11 protein-coding genes are annotated in these 14,847 nt (G+C 66.3%); 9 read left to right on the forward strand and 2 right to left on the reverse strand.

Going from position 1 to position 14,847, the window contains the following annotated elements; translation table 11 throughout:
* Positions 1-113: 113 nt before the first annotated feature.
* Together H5T74_04240 and H5T74_04245 are read right to left on the reverse strand one after the other, a co-directional pair.
* A complete protein-coding gene (locus H5T74_04240; GenBank protein ID MBC7229587.1) occupies positions 114-662 on the reverse strand; it encodes a chemotaxis protein CheW in 549 nt (182 codons plus the stop codon).
* Positions 663-924: 262 nt separating this feature from the next.
* Positions 925-3,753, reverse strand: a complete 2,829-nt coding sequence (locus H5T74_04245; protein ID MBC7229588.1) for a chemotaxis protein CheA — start codon at positions 3,751-3,753, stop codon at positions 925-927.
* A 979-nt stretch (positions 3,754-4,732) separates the two neighbouring features.
* Here H5T74_04245 and H5T74_04250 point away from each other — a divergent pair.
* From H5T74_04250 to H5T74_04290, 9 genes are all read left to right on the forward strand, one after another.
* Entirely contained in the window at positions 4,733-5,716 is a 984-nt protein-coding gene (locus tag H5T74_04250) for a helix-turn-helix transcriptional regulator (protein MBC7229589.1), read from the forward strand.
* Between the two features lie 386 nt (positions 5,717-6,102).
* Entirely contained in the window at positions 6,103-7,917 is a 1,815-nt protein-coding gene (locus tag H5T74_04255; GenBank protein ID MBC7229590.1) for a GAF domain-containing sensor histidine kinase, read from the forward strand.
* A 64-nt stretch (positions 7,918-7,981) separates the two neighbouring features.
* A complete protein-coding gene (locus tag H5T74_04260) occupies positions 7,982-9,523 on the forward strand; it encodes a response regulator transcription factor (protein MBC7229591.1) in 1,542 nt (513 codons plus the stop codon).
* Positions 9,520-9,729: a hypothetical protein gene (locus H5T74_04265; GenBank protein MBC7229592.1), complete on the forward strand. Its 210-nt coding sequence runs from the start codon at positions 9,520-9,522 to the stop codon at positions 9,727-9,729. The genes H5T74_04260 and H5T74_04265 overlap by 4 nt, the downstream gene beginning before the upstream one ends.
* A 213-nt stretch (positions 9,730-9,942) precedes the next feature.
* Positions 9,943-12,513 (forward strand): PAS domain-containing protein, encoded by a 2,571-nt coding sequence (locus tag H5T74_04270; protein ID MBC7229593.1) that lies wholly within the window; start codon positions 9,943-9,945, stop codon positions 12,511-12,513.
* Positions 12,514-12,527: 14 nt separating this feature from the next.
* Positions 12,528-13,277 (forward strand): flagellar basal-body rod protein FlgF, encoded by a 750-nt coding sequence (gene flgF, locus H5T74_04275; protein ID MBC7229594.1) that lies wholly within the window; start codon positions 12,528-12,530, stop codon positions 13,275-13,277.
* 6 nt (positions 13,278-13,283) lie between these two features.
* Positions 13,284-14,042: a flagellar hook-basal body complex protein gene (locus tag H5T74_04280; GenBank protein MBC7229595.1), complete on the forward strand. Its 759-nt coding sequence runs from the start codon at positions 13,284-13,286 to the stop codon at positions 14,040-14,042.
* Positions 14,043-14,047: 5 nt separating this feature from the next.
* Entirely contained in the window at positions 14,048-14,347 is a 300-nt protein-coding gene (locus tag H5T74_04285; protein MBC7229596.1) for a hypothetical protein, read from the forward strand.
* Positions 14,348-14,401: 54 nt separating this feature from the next.
* Entirely contained in the window at positions 14,402-14,842 is a 441-nt protein-coding gene (locus H5T74_04290; GenBank protein ID MBC7229597.1) for a hypothetical protein, read from the forward strand.
* Positions 14,843-14,847 lie beyond the last annotated feature (5 nt).

Genomic DNA, 14,847 nt, shown 5'->3' on the forward strand with positions numbered 1-14,847 from the left:
CCGGCGACGGCGTGCGGCCTTCGGCATCCCCATTCGTGTGCCGGCCGCACTGCCGACCCCTACCCGCCGGCCCCACAGGCCGGGTCCCGCTCCCACGAGCACGGCGCCTTTCCTCAAGCGCTTTCTTGCGCCTCATCCGCGTCCCCGCCGTCCCGCGGACGGGAAACCCGTTCCGCCCCGGCGATGGCCGCCGCCTCCTCGCCGGTGAGCACCTTGCCGATGTCCAGGAGCATGATCACGCGCTCCCCCGCCTTGCCCATGCCCATGATGAAGGCGGTGTCCACCGCGGCCCCGAACTCGGGGGTCTCCTCGATGTCCTCGGAGACCAGGTCCAGGACCTCGGAGACCCGGTCCACCACCACGCCCATGTTCACGCCCTCGAGGTCCACCACGATGATGCAGGTCTCGCGGGTGTCGTCGCTCGCGGGCATGCCGAACTTCAAGCGCAGGTCGATGACGGGGATGATCTTGCCCCGCAGGTTTATGACCCCGCGCACGAACTCGGGCATGCGCGGCACCTGGGTGATCTCCATGAGCCCGATGATCTCTCGCACCTTGAGGATCTCCAGGCCGTACTCCTCGTCGCCCAGGGTGAAGGTGAGGTACTTGTCCAGGCCCACTGCCTCTTTCTCCTGGCCTTTTGCTTCTACGCTGGTCGCCATGCGCTTACCTCCTTTCCGTACAGGTCTTGGGGGCCGGTTCCGCTCGCGCGGCTCTCGGCGCCGCGCGCGAGAGAGCCGCCTGCCGGGGCGCCCGCGCGGGCGCACGCCATGGTGCCGGACACATATCTTAAGGGGGCGGCGCCGCGGCGGACGCCGCCTCCGGATGACGGGATGACCTCATGTAGGGTCCGCGCGGAGACTTCCGCGCGGGTTTCGGGCACGGGAAGCTGCGGCGCGAGGGGACGGGCGAAGTCCTCGCTCATCACCGGACCTCCTTCCCGTGGGCGAGGCTCACCAACCCAGGGGGGTCGAGGATGAGGGCCACCTTGCCCGAGCCCATGATGGCTCCCCCCGATACCCCCGGCAGACGGGAGAACATCTCCCCCAGGGACTTGATGACCACCTGCTGCTGGCCCACGATGTCGTCCACCATCACCGCGCAACGGTCGCCGTTGGAGCCCATGATCAGGGCCAGGGCCTCCCAGGGCTCCTGCCGGGCGCCTCGCAGGCCGAAGAGCCTGTGCAGGCGGTAGAGGGGGATGACCTCCCCGCGCAGGGAGATGACCTCTCCCTTGCCGGCCACGGTGAACACCTGCTCCCGCTGGGGACGGAAGGACGAATGTATGGAGATGGAGGGCACCACGAATTCCTCCTCGCCCACCTTGACCACCATGCCGTCGATGATGGCCAGGGTGAGGGGGAGGCGGATGGTGAAGACGGTGCCCCTGCCCGGCTGGGAGGCGATGTCCACGCGCCCGCGCAGCCCCTCGATGGTCCTCTTCACCACGTCCATGCCCACGCCGCGCCCCGAGATGTCGGTGACCCGGCGAGCGGTGGAGAGGCCCTCGTGGAAGATGAGGCGATAGACCTCGTCCTCGCTCATGCGGGACGCCTCCTCGCCGCTCACCACCCCCAACCGCAGCGCTTTGTCCAGGATGGCCGCGGCGTCCAAGCCCCGGCCGTCGTCGCGCAGCTCGATGACCACGTTCCCGCCCTCGTGGCAGCCGCGCAGCTCCACGCGCCCCCTCTCCGGCTTGCCCGCCCTCAGGCGCTCCTCCGGACCCTCCAGGCCGTGGTCCACGGCGTTGCGCACCATGTGCACCAGGGGGCTGTTGATCTCCTCCACCAGGTTGCGGTCGATCTCCGTGTCCTCTCCGCTGAAGGTGAAGTCGAGGGGGATTCCGGACTTGACCGCGAGGTCCCTGGCGAGTCTTGCCATCTTCTGGAAGGTGTTTTTGAGCGACACCATGCGCATGCCCATGGCCAGCTCCTGCAGCTCGCGGGTTATCTTGGTGAGCTGAGAGAGGTTGCGCGCCAGGCGGGGGTTCCTGGTGTTGGCTATCTCCCCCTCCTGCATGACCATGGAATGGGCGATCACCAGCTCGCCCACGGCGTCGATGAGGGCGTCGAGGCGGGTGGTGCTCACCCGCACCAGGCTCTCGCCCTTCCGTCCCTGTCCCGAGGCGTCCTGGAGGGCCTGCGGTTGTTCCGTTGTGTTCGGCTTGCCCGGCGCACCTCCCTCCTCCGTCCTCTCGGCGGCGGCGGCGGCGCCGGCATCCAAGGCGGGCGCCAGAGAGACCCCGGCCTTTGTCCTGCCGGACCCGGCGCGGGTCACGGGCGTATCCCCGGCGGCGGCGTGGCGCAGGCGTTCGGCCAGCTCCGCCACCCCATCAGGCACCGGCCAGCGGTCTCCCGATGCCGTCCTTTCCACTCCTTCCAGGAGGGCCTTCAGGGCGTCAAGGGCCTCGAAGGCGAGGTCGGCGAGAGGACCCGACAGAAGGAGCCTGCCCTCCCGAGCCTCGGCGAGCAGGGATTCCGCGGCATGGGAGACGTCGACGATCTCGGAAAGTTTTAGAAAACCGGCGCTCCCTTTCAGGTTATGGAAACCGCGGAAGGCCTCGTTGAGGAGCTCGGAGTCGGAGGGGTCGCGCTCCAGGTCCAACAGGGAAGCCTCGATCATCTGTACGTATTCCGGGGCCTCGGCGAGGAAATCCCTCACCTCCGCCTCGTCGGCCTGCAGCACCAGGAACCCTGCGCCTTCCGTTTTCTTCCCGGACGCCGCGGACTTCTTCCTCCTCCCCCTGCCCTTTGGGCCTCGCGCCTCACCCCGCAGTCCCTCCGCCAGGGCGAGGCTCTTGCGGGCGACGGCCTCTATGTCGCCCTGCCGCTCTTCCTCTAGGATGGATACGAGATGCGATTCGAGCAGGTCCTTCAGCTCAAGGAGGGGGCCGAAGGCGCCCTGGGGCAACGCGCCCTTATGCTCCGACAGCGCCGTCGCCAGCTCCCGCAGTTGACCGGCGCAGGCTCCCAGGGAGAGGGAGTCGTGTTCGCGAGCCAGATCGTGAACCAGCGAGACGACCCGGGCTTCCGCCCCGTCCCCCTCTGGAGTGCCGTTCTCCAGGGCCAGCAACTCCGCCTCCATCTCTTCCAGGCGGTGCAGGAAGCTCTCCACGCGGTCCTGGTCGCAGGAGACGGAGGAACCCGAACCGCGGGGACCCTCCCCGGCGAAGGGACATGCGGTCTCCCGCAGGCGCTCCAGGGTCTTTTCCGCCGCCGCGAGGGCGGCAAGGATCTCGCCGGGCATGACCGCAGATGTATCCTTACGCCCGGCCGCGCGGACGAGATCGGAGAGGTATAGGAGGGCGGAAGCGAGGGGAGCGGGAAGCCCCATGGAGTTAAGCCTCGCCAGGATCTGGCCCATGAAGGCGGCGGCCTCGGAGAGCTCGGCCCCCTCCTCAAGCAGCCCGCGCAGGACCGCCAGGTCCATGGCCAGCTCGTCGGGGCTGGCCGTGAGAGGTTCCGTTTTTTCCGTTGCGGGACCGTCGGCCGCCCGCTGGGCGCTCTCCACCCGTGCGCTCAATTCCTCGTAGGTATCGTTGAAAGGCCTCTCCCCGAGACGCAGCTCCAGGAGGGAGCGAGCGATATCCGTCAACCCCGCCACGGCATCCGGGGGTGCTTCAAGGAGGCTTTCCGTGATCGCCCGATACAGCTCATCGAGGCGCGCGGCTTCTCCCTCCTCGAGCCCGGCGACCTCCGTGGCGATGCGGTTCAGGATATCGGCGAACGTATCGCGCTTTTTTTTTCGAGGCATATAAAAGTTACCCCCCGATCCCTTCCGGCGTTCCGTTCATAGGCTGTTCGGATCCGCCGTGCCTTGATTTCCGGCCCGGTTTATCCGTCTCAGGATGGCGACTCGCGCTATCATCCGGTGGTAAATCTATGCGGGGGTCGTGAGAGGCGAATCCTACAAAAGGTGTATGCCGGGCGGAAAATGTATGGAATCCATTATTGGATATATCTGATGGTTGGCGGCGTGCTGTATCAGCCCTGGGTATCACGATTCCCGCGATGAAAGACGGATTTGGGATGAAGGGGTAGGGGAATATGAGGCTCATGAAGAGCGCTTCAGCCCGTCGGTGTTCCGGATCGCATGGCCGAAAAGATAAATAAAGAGGCAAATAATTAGATGGGGCAAAGGATGGATGGAACGCCCCCGACGCCAGACGACACTTGTTTACTTTAAAAAGCATCTTAAATTTAAATTATTGTTATGGGTATGCATTTAATATTCAAGGAACCACGGCTTGCATGGTGAGCCGGGTTCAACGGCGAAGGGTTTATTCAAAATGGCGACAGAGATGCGCAATATAATAAACCTCTAGTTAATGTTTATATATCATTAAAAAAGGCATTAAGATAAAGTCGAGTGAAACAGGTCCTGAGCAAAATATGTCACATGCGAGGGATTAATCGAGTCATGCATATAAAGTTAAGGTAAACATTATGGAAAACAGGGATAGACTATTTTCCATACGTATACAGATCACATTATATTTAATTTTACAATCAGTTGATGATATGATGTTTAATATTAATAAGAAATGTGGCGCATTGAGCGCCGCAGCGAGCGCTACGACGCGGGCTTTTGATGACTCTTTCAAAAAGGAGTGGGACGAGGAAGAGAGGCGGGGCATCTGAGGTATGGCGGTGGTTAAGGTGCGTGCGTTGATGACGGAAGAGGACGGCGCGCAAGATGGCGGCGTCGGAGATGCGGCGAGAGGTAGGGCCTGATGACGGCGGATGGTAAGCCGCGAGGGAGAAGAGAGCTCGACGCTCTCGCCGTGGAGCTGAAGGAGGCGGTGGATATCCTGGAGATGGCCGCCGCGGTACCCGCTTCCGATACGGGAAAGGAGCACTGCGAGCGAGCGCTCTCGCGGGTGAGTGGGCTCATGGAGGAGATATGCGCCGTGGCGAGGAGCGCATTAAGGGAAAAGGGAAGGGGGAGGGGGAGCAGAGGCGCCGAAGGGGCCGAGGCATCCGGGCCTGAGGACCTTGGGGGAGAAAGGGAGAGGAGGGAAGGCGCACTGCAGCGCTGCCTAGCGCAATGCGAGAGGGCGGAGAAGGCCCTTGCCTCGCCGGCATTATGCGGGGGCGATGCGGAAGGAGAGGGGCTGTTGGAGAAGAGCATAAAGGAGCTCCGGCGTGCCGCGGAGGCGGTACGCCTCGCGAGTGCCCTGAAGGAGGCGCGCGCTTCCCTGGGCCTAAGCCAGAGGGCGGCGGCGAAGCGCATGGATATCTCTCCCGCCTATCTCTCCAGGCTGGAGCACGCGGACTGCAACCCTCCCTCGGCCAAGACCATGCGGAGGCTCGCCGCTTTCCTGGAAGGTGTGGGGGGCGTGGAGGGGAGGACCGGGAGACCGGCGTGGAGGAGCGGACGGGAAACACCTCCGGGGAAGAGCGCAAGCGGAAAGGGGGACGCCCGGCCGTCGCCGCCGTGCCCTGGCGGCGGAGCGGTGAGCGACGGAGATGATGGGGCGCAGGGTCGGGATGGAGGAGGGGACTCCCGCTCCGGGGATGCGGAAGGATACGCCGGTCCCGAGAAAAAGGAAGATCCGCGGGAGACGGAGGCGGACGCGTCGGGCCGCCCGTCGGACGAGCGATCGTGCCTGCTGCGGGACCTGATCGAGCAAGCTCTGCACCTGGAGGCGGAGGAGCTGCGCATGCTGTCCGAGCTGGCGCGCCGGCTCCATGGACGCGGGAAGCGCAGCGGCTGAGGCCGGGGCCGGCGCCGGTCGTGCGGGGCGAAGAGCGCGGCCGAAAATCAACCGTTAGGATGATTTGTCGCCGCGGTCCGATTATTGTAGATTGTTGTCTGTGTCGTGCTTGTCCTCGGAGGGCCGGCCGGAGTCACGGCAAGGGGCGTGCGGTATGGTGAGAATGGCGGGAAGAGGCCTGTCCGCGAGACATTGCGGCGGGGGCGGGAGGCGCGCGCCGCGGAGAAGGCCGCGAGGCCCCTGGGACCACCCCCGCCCGAAGTCATACGGGGGACGCGTTGTCTGACAGGGAAACTCAGGCCGCGGCCGCGGAGGGGGGGACGGAAACGGCCCGCCGGGTTTCGCAGGGCATATCGCCAGGCGGGCTGTCGGTGAGGGAGCCCTCGATGCCCGTGGGAGATGGAGCCCATGATTCCGGCGTCGCCCTCTCCAATCTGCTCTCGGGAAGGGATGGCGAAACGCCCCTGGAGGCGCTGCAGGATATCCTCAGGTCCCTTACCGTGCACCTCGGCTTCGAGAAGGCCTGGGTGGCCCTGGCGGGAGCCGCCCTGCGCGAGGCATACGCCGCGCAGGGCGCGGTTTTTTCGCCCCAGGCTTCTCCCGAGCTGGAGGACTTCTTGGCTTCCCTGCTGGAGAAAGAGGTGCGCGAGCACCTGTTGCTGAGGGATGTCCGGGGCGTGCCGGAGCCCCTGCGGGGCAGGGAGGCCATGGTGGTCCCCGTGCGATTGGGACGGCTGGGGGACGGTTGCGGCCGGGTTCACTGTCGTTTCCGGGCATGGAACGGGGATGAGGGGGCGCTGAAGACCTGCCCGGAGAGCGGGTTCTACCCCGGGGAATGCTGTTTCAAGCGCGACGTCTGCGCTCCCGTCCCCACCGATGTGTGCGTGCAGTGCCCGCTCTTTCCCTTCGCCTTCGTGCTCGTGGCCTGCAAGGACAGGGTGACCCCGGGCGACCTGCTGAGCGTGGAGCTTCTGCGGCAGAGGTCGAGCCTGGTGGCCCAGGGCCTCTACAGCGACTTCATCATCGACCGCTACAACAAGCTCTCCCTAGCCCTCTCCAGGGTGACCATGAAGATGGGGGAGCTGCTGGACTTCAAGAAGAGGATGGACCTGCTCCTGGGGACGGCGCTGGCCATGCTGGGCGCGGACCGTGGCTCCATCTTCATCTATGACGAAGACCGGGAGGAGCTGAAGTACGTCGCTTGGCGCAACATGCCCGAACACATCGAGTTCGAGGCGCCGCGGCGCGCGGACACGGGTATCGCGGCCTGGGTGGCAAAAAACGGTAAGTCGCTGCTGCTGCAGGACGACGTGGAGAACGAGTTCTACCGCGGCATCGATCCCGCGGTGAAGAGCGCGATCTCCGTGCCGCTGTTCAGCAAGGGCGAGGTATTCGGGGTGTTGAACCTCAGCGTGACCAGCCCGGGACGGCGGCTGTGCGAGACGGACCTGCGCGTGGTGGAGAGCCTGGCCTATTTCGGGACCGCGGGCATCGAGAACGCCTTCCTCTACCACCGCATGGAGGAGAGGGAGAAACTCTACCGCAAGCTGCTGGCCAAGATGATCAGCGCGCAGGAGGACGAGAGGAAGAGGATCGCCTCCGAGATACACGACGACACCATCCAGTCCCTGATAAGCAGTTTTTACCAGATGGAGACGGTGGAGATGCTCATCGGCGAGGGGCGCATGGAGGAAGCGCGGCGCGAGATGGGCGAGATCAAGAGCGGGCTGCAGAGGAACATCGGGTGCATGCGGCGCCTCCTCTTCGACCTCCGGCCATCCATCCTGGACGACGCCGGTCTGGTGCCGGCGCTGGAGAACCTCCTCGACCGCATGGGTTCCGAACAGGGCATCCGCGGCATCCTCTACGTGGAAGAGGGGCTGGAACGCCCCATGCCTCAGGTGGAGGTCACCCTCTTCCGTTTCGCCCAGGAGATATTGGCAAACGTGAAGAAGCACGCCTGCGCCTCCGAGGTGACGGTGCAGATAAAGAGACTCCGCGGACGTATCGAGATGCGCATCCGCGACGACGGTGTCGGTTTCGACCTCCAGAGGCACCTGGAAGGCGGAGGGTTCGAGGAGCACTTCGGGATCAAGAGCCTCATGGAGAGGGTGGAGCTCGTGGGCGGCGAGATGCACATCTACACCTCGCCGGGCGCGGGCACGGAGGTGCTGGTCCAGGTGCCGGAAGACCTCTCCTGAGGTCTGAGGAGGGGCGGCAGGGCCGGTTAGCGGCAGCTGGTGGCGGGAAGCCGAAAGGCCCGTTATGGAGGGGACCAACGAGCACGGCAGGGCACGCATCCGCATGGTGGTGGCCGAGGACCACGATGGCGTGCGCAGGGCCCTGGTGAGGATGATCGGCCTCCAGGAGGACATGGAGGTGGTGGGGGAGGCTGCTGACGGGCGGGAGGCGGTACGCCTGGCGCTGGCCCTCTCTCCCGACGTGGTGCTGCTCGACGTGCGCATGCCGGAGCTGGACGGCGTGGGGGTCATCGAGGAGCTGCGCCGTGCTAGGTGCAGGGCGAAGATCATCGTCTTGAGCGCCCACGAGGACGAGAGCTATATCACCGGCGCGGTGAAGAGCGGCGCGGACAGCTATCTCCTCAAGGGCATGCCCATGCAGGCGGTGATCGATGCCGTGAGGAGCGTGGCCGCGGGCACCACCGTCATCCCCCCGATAGTGGCGGAGCCCCTGGCCCGCAAGTACCGCGAGCAGGAGGGGATGCTAAGGGCCTTCCAGGGTCTCCTGGAGGTGGGCGCGAGGAAGGGGGCCCTGCTCGAGGCGGCATGCGGCTATTTCAGGGAGATCCTGGAAGCGGACTGCGCATCGATCTATGCCCTGGAGCGACACGGCAGGGAGGCAAGGGCGGAGCTGGTGGTGACCTGCCGCGGGCAGCAGGGCCCGTACTTGGCGCGCGGTTGCGGGGACCTCAGCGCCTCGGAGCTACGCTCGCTGGCGGCGCTGTGCGAGGGGGAGGGGCTGGTGGTGTGCAATTCCCTCCGGGACCCCGATGGGGAAGGGACCGTCTGCCCGCATGCGGTGGCAATCCCCCTCCGGGCGCGGGGAGGGTTTTCCCACCTCGTGGTGGCCCAGCGACATAAACCCTTCAGCCCCCAGCACTCCGTGCTGCGCCAGGCAGAGCTGCTGTCCCTGCAGGTCTCCTTCATGCTGGAGGCGTGTGCGGCCGCGGAGGAGTCCGCCGCGTGGAGGCGACGGTCGCTGGCGCTGGAGAGGGCGGCGGCGGAGATGATGGCCGGAGCGCGCGACTTGGACCGCGCCGACTTCCTGGAGAGAGCCGCCCTCCTGCTGGGGGCGGAGGCCCTCTGCCTGGCCCGGGTCCGGGGTGGACGGCCGTCCTACTCCGAGCTGGTGTGGTGGGGGACGGAGGAGGACGGAGCCCGGGAGATGCTGCGCGAGGCGGAGGGGAACACGGGACCCGGCGCTCCCGCGGTGGTGAGGGCGGGAAAGAGACAGGTCTTGCCGGATCCTTCCGACCTGTCCGAACGCGGTGCGCCCTGCGCCGGCGACATCCTCATCCTGCCCCTGTCCGGTTCGGGCTCGGGGCAGGCCTCTTTTACATGGCGCGGTGAAAGGGACTCCGCCGCATGCGGCGGCGCCGGCAGCCCGTACCCCGGGTCGTGGACGGCATCCACGCATCAAGGGGTGCTCTGCGCCCGGGGCGCGTACCCTGAAGGCTACCTCGAGGAGAGGAGGGAGCTCCTCATGCGCGTCGCCGCCCTCGCGGAACGCTACCTGGAGGACCTCTCCCGGGCGGGGGCTACCCAGGACGCGGCCGATCGCCGTTGAAAAACCTGCTCAGAGGCCTCGCGCAATATCCCCAGGATGTCCGCCACCCCTCGTCCGAGCCGACTTTATGCGCCCGGGGCGCGTACCCTGAAGGCTACCTCGAGGAGAGGAGGGAGCTCCTCATGCGCGTCGCCGCCCTCGCGGAACGCTACCTGGAGGACCTCTCCCGGGCGGGGGCTACCCGGGACGCGGCCGATCGCCGTTGAAAAACCTGCTCAGAGACCTCGCGCAATATCCCCAGGATGTCCGCCACCCCTCGTCTGAACGGTTGTTAAAGGGATTTCCTCCGCCGCCAATAATTGATTCGCGGATGAAAGGCGGGCGAGATCGCGCCCTCCGTCCAACGTCCCCGCCGGGGCGGCGCATGCGAGAGATCCCCGCCGCGGGCGGGGACGGAGCGTAAAGGAAGGAGACCCTAGATGATGACCATCCGGCATGTCGCCGGCCACCGGAGCGGTACTCCGGGGCAGGCGGCGCGCTCGGAGGAGGAGAGCGAATATCGGGAGATCGCCTCGGAGTTCCTGCGTTCCCTGCGGGGGCGCGTCCCCTTCGACCTCGGCCTGGTGATGATGGAGAGCGAGAAGGACGGGCACCTGCGGGTCATCGGGGCCTATTCCGAACCTCCCCTGCCGCGGCGGACCTGGAACGCCCTCCTGGCCTGGCGGTTGCCCAGGCATACCCTGCTGCGCTTTCACGACGAGGGGTTGCGCAATACGCCGGGCATGAGGATCCACCTCCAGAGGTTCGGCATCGCTCACTGCAGCTACCAGGTGATGAACGTGGACGGGTCGCGATCCGTGCTGGTGCTGGTGGGAGACCGCGAAGACGACCGCAGGGAGGAGCGCCTGAAGGGACACTTCACCTCCCTCTGCCACCAGATGGCCGACAACCTCGGATACACCATCTACCGCCGCAGGGAGCAGAGGCGCATGCGGCACCTCAAGGCCCTGGTGGAGGTCTCCCGCATCGTCGCCGAGACCTACGAGCTGCCGCTGCTCATCGAGAAGACCCTGGCCTCCATCAACGAACATTTCAACACCAGCTTGAGCTGCGTTCTGCTCTATGAACAGGATGACCTGGAAAAGATAGCCAGCATATCCATGCAAGTGCACGGACGCCTGGTCTGTCTGGACCCGGACATGAGGAACCGGCTTCTCTTCCGCGCGCGCGAGAGGGGCATGGAGCCGCTGGCGGAGCGGTTGGAGGCGGCGGCGGAGGCGGGAGCTCTGCCCGGCGAGGCGCCCATCATCGAGGTCCCGGTGTGCGTGGACGGAAGCACGGTGGGGGCTATAAAGTGTTCCATGCGCGACTTCATGCGCGTGGACGAACTGGACATGGAATTCCTCAATGCCCTCGCCAACCAGCTCGCGGCGGGGATAAAGAACTCGCTGAACTACCGGCGCGTGGAGCAGAGATCGCGGACCCTCGCATGGCTCAACACGGTCATCGGTCGCCTTAACGGGATGCTCGACGGCGCGGAGATCGTCTCCTTCCTGGCACGGGAACTGCGGGAGATGGCCGGCGCGGAGCGTGCCTTCTACGTATCCCTGGATCCCGGGCAGGGAGAGGTTAAGCGCGGCGATGACCCCGAGGAGAAGGCCTGGCGGGGATGGCTGCGCCGGGAGCTGGGTTCCGGGACGAGGGTGCCCGCAGCTTTTTTTCTGCGGCCTGGGGAGCGCGGTATGCCCGCGAGCGGGGAAGAGGCCTTGGTGGTCTGCGTGGCGGAGGACCACGTGGCCAAAGGCGCTTTCGTGCTCCTCTCACGGCAGGAGGGAGGGATATACCGCGAGGCGGTGGAGGAGGTCCTCCCCGCCCTGAGCGGGAGCATGCTCTCGGCCCTGCGACGCGTTGGTTACCTGTCGCAGGCACTGCGCGAGCGGGGAAAGCTGGAAGCCGTATTCGACGCTATGCGTGACGCGGTGCTGGTGGTGGACGATGAGGGGCGCCTCGCGGCGGCCAACGGCGAGGCGGAGAGGATCTTCGGATTGCGCGGGCGAGGCGGCGTGGGTCTCCCCCTGGATGAGGTCATCGACGTGCCGGAGGTCGCGGCCTTCGCCCTCTGCCGGGGAGGCAGGGAGGGAGACGAGGCGGACCTGGTGATCCCCGTCTCTCCCCCCAAGCCGGTGAGGGCCTACCGCGCCGCGGTGATGCTTCCCGGGGGGACGAGGACCGGCCGGGTAGTGGTGCTGAGGGACGTGACGCAAGAAAAGGACCTGGACCGCCTCAAGGAGAGTTTCCTCTCGTGCGTCTCGCATGAGCTGAACACCCCCCTGGCGATAATCATGGGGTACGCGGACATCCTGAGGGAGGGCTGGTCCAGACACCCCGAGGAGATGAAAAGACAGTACGTGGATTGCATCAAGCGCAGCTCGGAGCGCCTGCACCGGGTGGTGGCAGACATCCTCACCGCCACGCGCATCTCCCGCGGGCGGCTGGAGCTGGACACCAGGCCGTGCCTGCTGGACGAGGTGGCCGGGGACATGGTGGACCAGTACCGCGTCATCGACCCCTCGCATCGCTACGAGCTGGCCTGCAGGGAGAGGGGATGCCTGTGCGAGGCGGACGAGGTGAAGATACGCAGGGTGGTCTGGAACCTGGTGGACAACGCCCGCAAGTTCTCGCCCCCCGGAAGCGTCATCACCGTGTCCGCGGGGAGGAGGGGCGGAGAGGTATATCTGTCGGTTAAGGACGAGGGGATCGGCATCTCGCCCTGGCACCTGCCCTCCATCTTCAGCAAGTTCAGCCAGGTGGACGAGGGCGACGCGCGCAGCTCGTCGGGGCTGGGCATCGGACTCTACCTGGCCCGGGAGATAGCGGAGATGCACGGCGGGACACTGGAGGTGAGGAGCCGTCCCGACCACGGATCCACGTTCACCCTGGTGCTGCCGGCGGTGGGGGGGGAGGAAGGCAGGGGCGGCGAGGCCTTCGCGATTCCGGCGGCGCTCATCCCGGCGGGCGGCGGCTCTGGAGAGGGCATGAGCGGAGGATAGGAGGGAGGAGAGAGATGCTCAGAGGCCTGTACGCGTCTTATGCGGGGATGCGCGCCATGCTCATGCGCCAGGACGTGACGGCGTCGAACCTGGCCAACGCCAACAGCGTGGGCTACAAACAGGACTTCGCGGTGATCCAGGCCTACCCTCGACGCGAGCTCACCCGCGTCGAGGGGATAGGCAGGTCCGTCGATCTGGGGCCGGTGGGAGACGGCCGCGGCGGCAGCCTGGTGGGCAGAGTGAGCACCGATTTCGCCCAGGGAGCGCTCAAGGAGACGGGCCTGGCCACCGACCTCGCCCTGGAGGGCGAGGGATTCTTCGCGGTGCGCAGGGGAGGAGATATCCTCTATACCAGGGCGGGGAATTTCGGAGTGGACGCCGGGGGATTTCTGGTGACCGCTGGCGGCCACCCGGTGCTGGGCGAGGATGCAAACCCGCTGCAGGTGGCGGGCGGCGAGGTCATCGTGGGGGCGGACGGCACCGTGACCGTCGGCGGCGAGGTGAGGGGGAGGCTGATGCTGGTGGCCTTCGACGACCCGGCGGCCTTGGCCAAGGCGGGGGAGGGGCTCTTCGCGGGGCAGGGGGCGCGCCCCGCCGTGGGGACGGCGGTGCGGCAGGGGTACCTCGAGTTCTCCAACGTGGACGCGGTGGAGCAGATGGTGTCCATGATCGAGTGTTTCCGCGCTTACGAGAGCTGCCAGCGCATGCTGCAGGCGCAGGACCGCACGCTACAGAAGCTCATAGAACAGGTGGGAAGGGTGTGATGGGCGATGATGCAGGCGATGAGGAGCGCGGCCAGCGGCATGTCCATGCAGCAGCTGGCCATGGACGTGACCGCCAACAACATCTCCAATGTCTCCACCCCGGGGTTCAAGGGTTACGCACCCCGGTTCACCGACCTCCTCTACGGATCCCACAGGGGTCCCGCGGGCGTGGTGCTGGTGGGGATGGGCGCGGGGGTGAGCGAGGTGAGGAGAGACCTTGCCTCGGGAGCGTTCGAGAACGACGGCGATCCCTTCCACCTCGCCATCGAGGGAGAGGGTTTCTTCCAGGTGAGGCTTCCCGACGGCGGGGTGGGCTATACCCGCGCCGGACTCCTGGGCGTGGACGGCGAGGGAAACCTGGTGGTGGGCGCGGGCATGCTGCTGGAGCCCCCGCTGGCCCTTCCGCAAGGGACCTCGGGCTTCGCGGTAGACGAGCGGGGACTGGTCACGGTCACGGGGGCTGACGGGAAGATGATCGAGGTGGGACGCATGGTCCTGGCGCGCTTCGTGAACCCGGCGGGGCTTGAGGCGCGCGGTGACGGGGTGCTCCTGGCCACGGAGGCCTCCGGGCCGCCTCTCTCCGCGCTGCCGGGAGAGGGGGGCGCCGGATTCCTGCGGCAGGGTTTCCTGGAGTACTCCAACGTGGACCTCGCCCGGGAGATGGTGGAGATGATCACCGCCCTCAGGGCCTACGAGATGAACGCCAAGATGGTGCAGACGGCCGACGAGTCCCTGGGCGTGGCCAACAACATCCTGAGGAGCTGACGGAGATGAGCCTGGAGATGGGACTGGACCCGAGCCTGAGCCCCGGCGCGCGCGCCGCCGGACAGGTGCGCGCCGGCGGGGCGACGGCCACCCCGGGCGGCGAGGAGCTGCGCGGCCTGTGCGAGGAGTTCGAGGCGGTGTTCATAAGGGAGATACTGCGGGCGGCCCGCGTGTTCGAGGAAGCCGGCGGGTCGGAATACGGCATGTCCGCCCTGGACCCCTGCACGGAGCTGGCGCGCGCCCTGGCGGGAAAGCTCTATCTGTGGGGTCAGCCCCGGACATGGGACATCCTCCACAAGATTTAACGGATTTGATAGATGGTAATATATGGTATGTGATTAGCAGGAGGTGAGGGCGCCTTGGCCATGGCCAACTGTGAACGCTGCGGGAAGCTGTTCGTCTTCCTATCCATCAAGCTCTGCCCGGAATGTCGCGAGCACGAGGACCGCTGCCTGCGCCGGGCCAGGGAGATACTCATGCGGGAGCCCAACCTCTCCCTACTGGAGTTGGCAGAGAGGCTCGACGAGCCCCTGGAGCTGGTGGAGAAACTGCTGCGCGAGAGGCGCCTGACCTTGAAAAGGAAGGACGGGGCCAACCTCACCTGCGAGATCTGCGGCAAGGCGATAAGCGAGGGCAGGAGGTGCGCCTCCTGCGACCTGCGCATGCGCCGCATCGCGGAAGAGATCGCGGCGGATGGGAAGAGGGAGTTGCGCGAGCGCATGGAAAGCAGGGAGCGCATGCATTCCCTGACCACCATCCGCAAGCGGGAAGGCGAGGTGAGGGAGGAAGGAGGCGCTTGATGCTT

This window comes from Actinomycetota bacterium, from assembly GCA_014360645.1.
Taxonomy (GTDB): domain Bacteria; phylum Actinomycetota; class Geothermincolia; order Geothermincolales; family RBG-13-55-18; genus Solincola_B.

Bases quoted from the DNA above. Each gene is read 5' to 3' on its own strand.
- H5T74_04250 (MBC7229589.1), top strand. From the start codon at position 4,733: ATGACGGCGGATGGTAAGCCGCGAGGGAGAAGAGAGCTCGACGCTCTC.
- H5T74_04260 (MBC7229591.1), top strand. From the start codon at position 7,982: ATGGAGGGGACCAACGAGCACGGCAGGGCACGCATCCGCATGGTGGTG.
- flgF (MBC7229594.1), top strand. From the start codon at position 12,528: ATGCTCAGAGGCCTGTACGCGTCTTATGCGGGGATGCGCGCCATGCTC.
- H5T74_04255 (MBC7229590.1), top strand. From the start codon at position 6,103: ATGCCCGTGGGAGATGGAGCCCATGATTCCGGCGTCGCCCTCTCCAAT.
- H5T74_04245 (MBC7229588.1), bottom strand. From the start codon at position 3,753: ATGCCTCGAAAAAAAAAGCGCGATACGTTCGCCGATATCCTGAACCGC.
- H5T74_04285 (MBC7229596.1), top strand. From the start codon at position 14,048: ATGAGCCTGGAGATGGGACTGGACCCGAGCCTGAGCCCCGGCGCGCGC.
- H5T74_04270 (MBC7229593.1), top strand. From the start codon at position 9,943: ATGATGACCATCCGGCATGTCGCCGGCCACCGGAGCGGTACTCCGGGG.
- H5T74_04240 (MBC7229587.1), bottom strand. From the start codon at position 662: ATGGCGACCAGCGTAGAAGCAAAAGGCCAGGAGAAAGAGGCAGTGGGC.
- H5T74_04280 (MBC7229595.1), top strand. From the start codon at position 13,284: ATGATGCAGGCGATGAGGAGCGCGGCCAGCGGCATGTCCATGCAGCAG.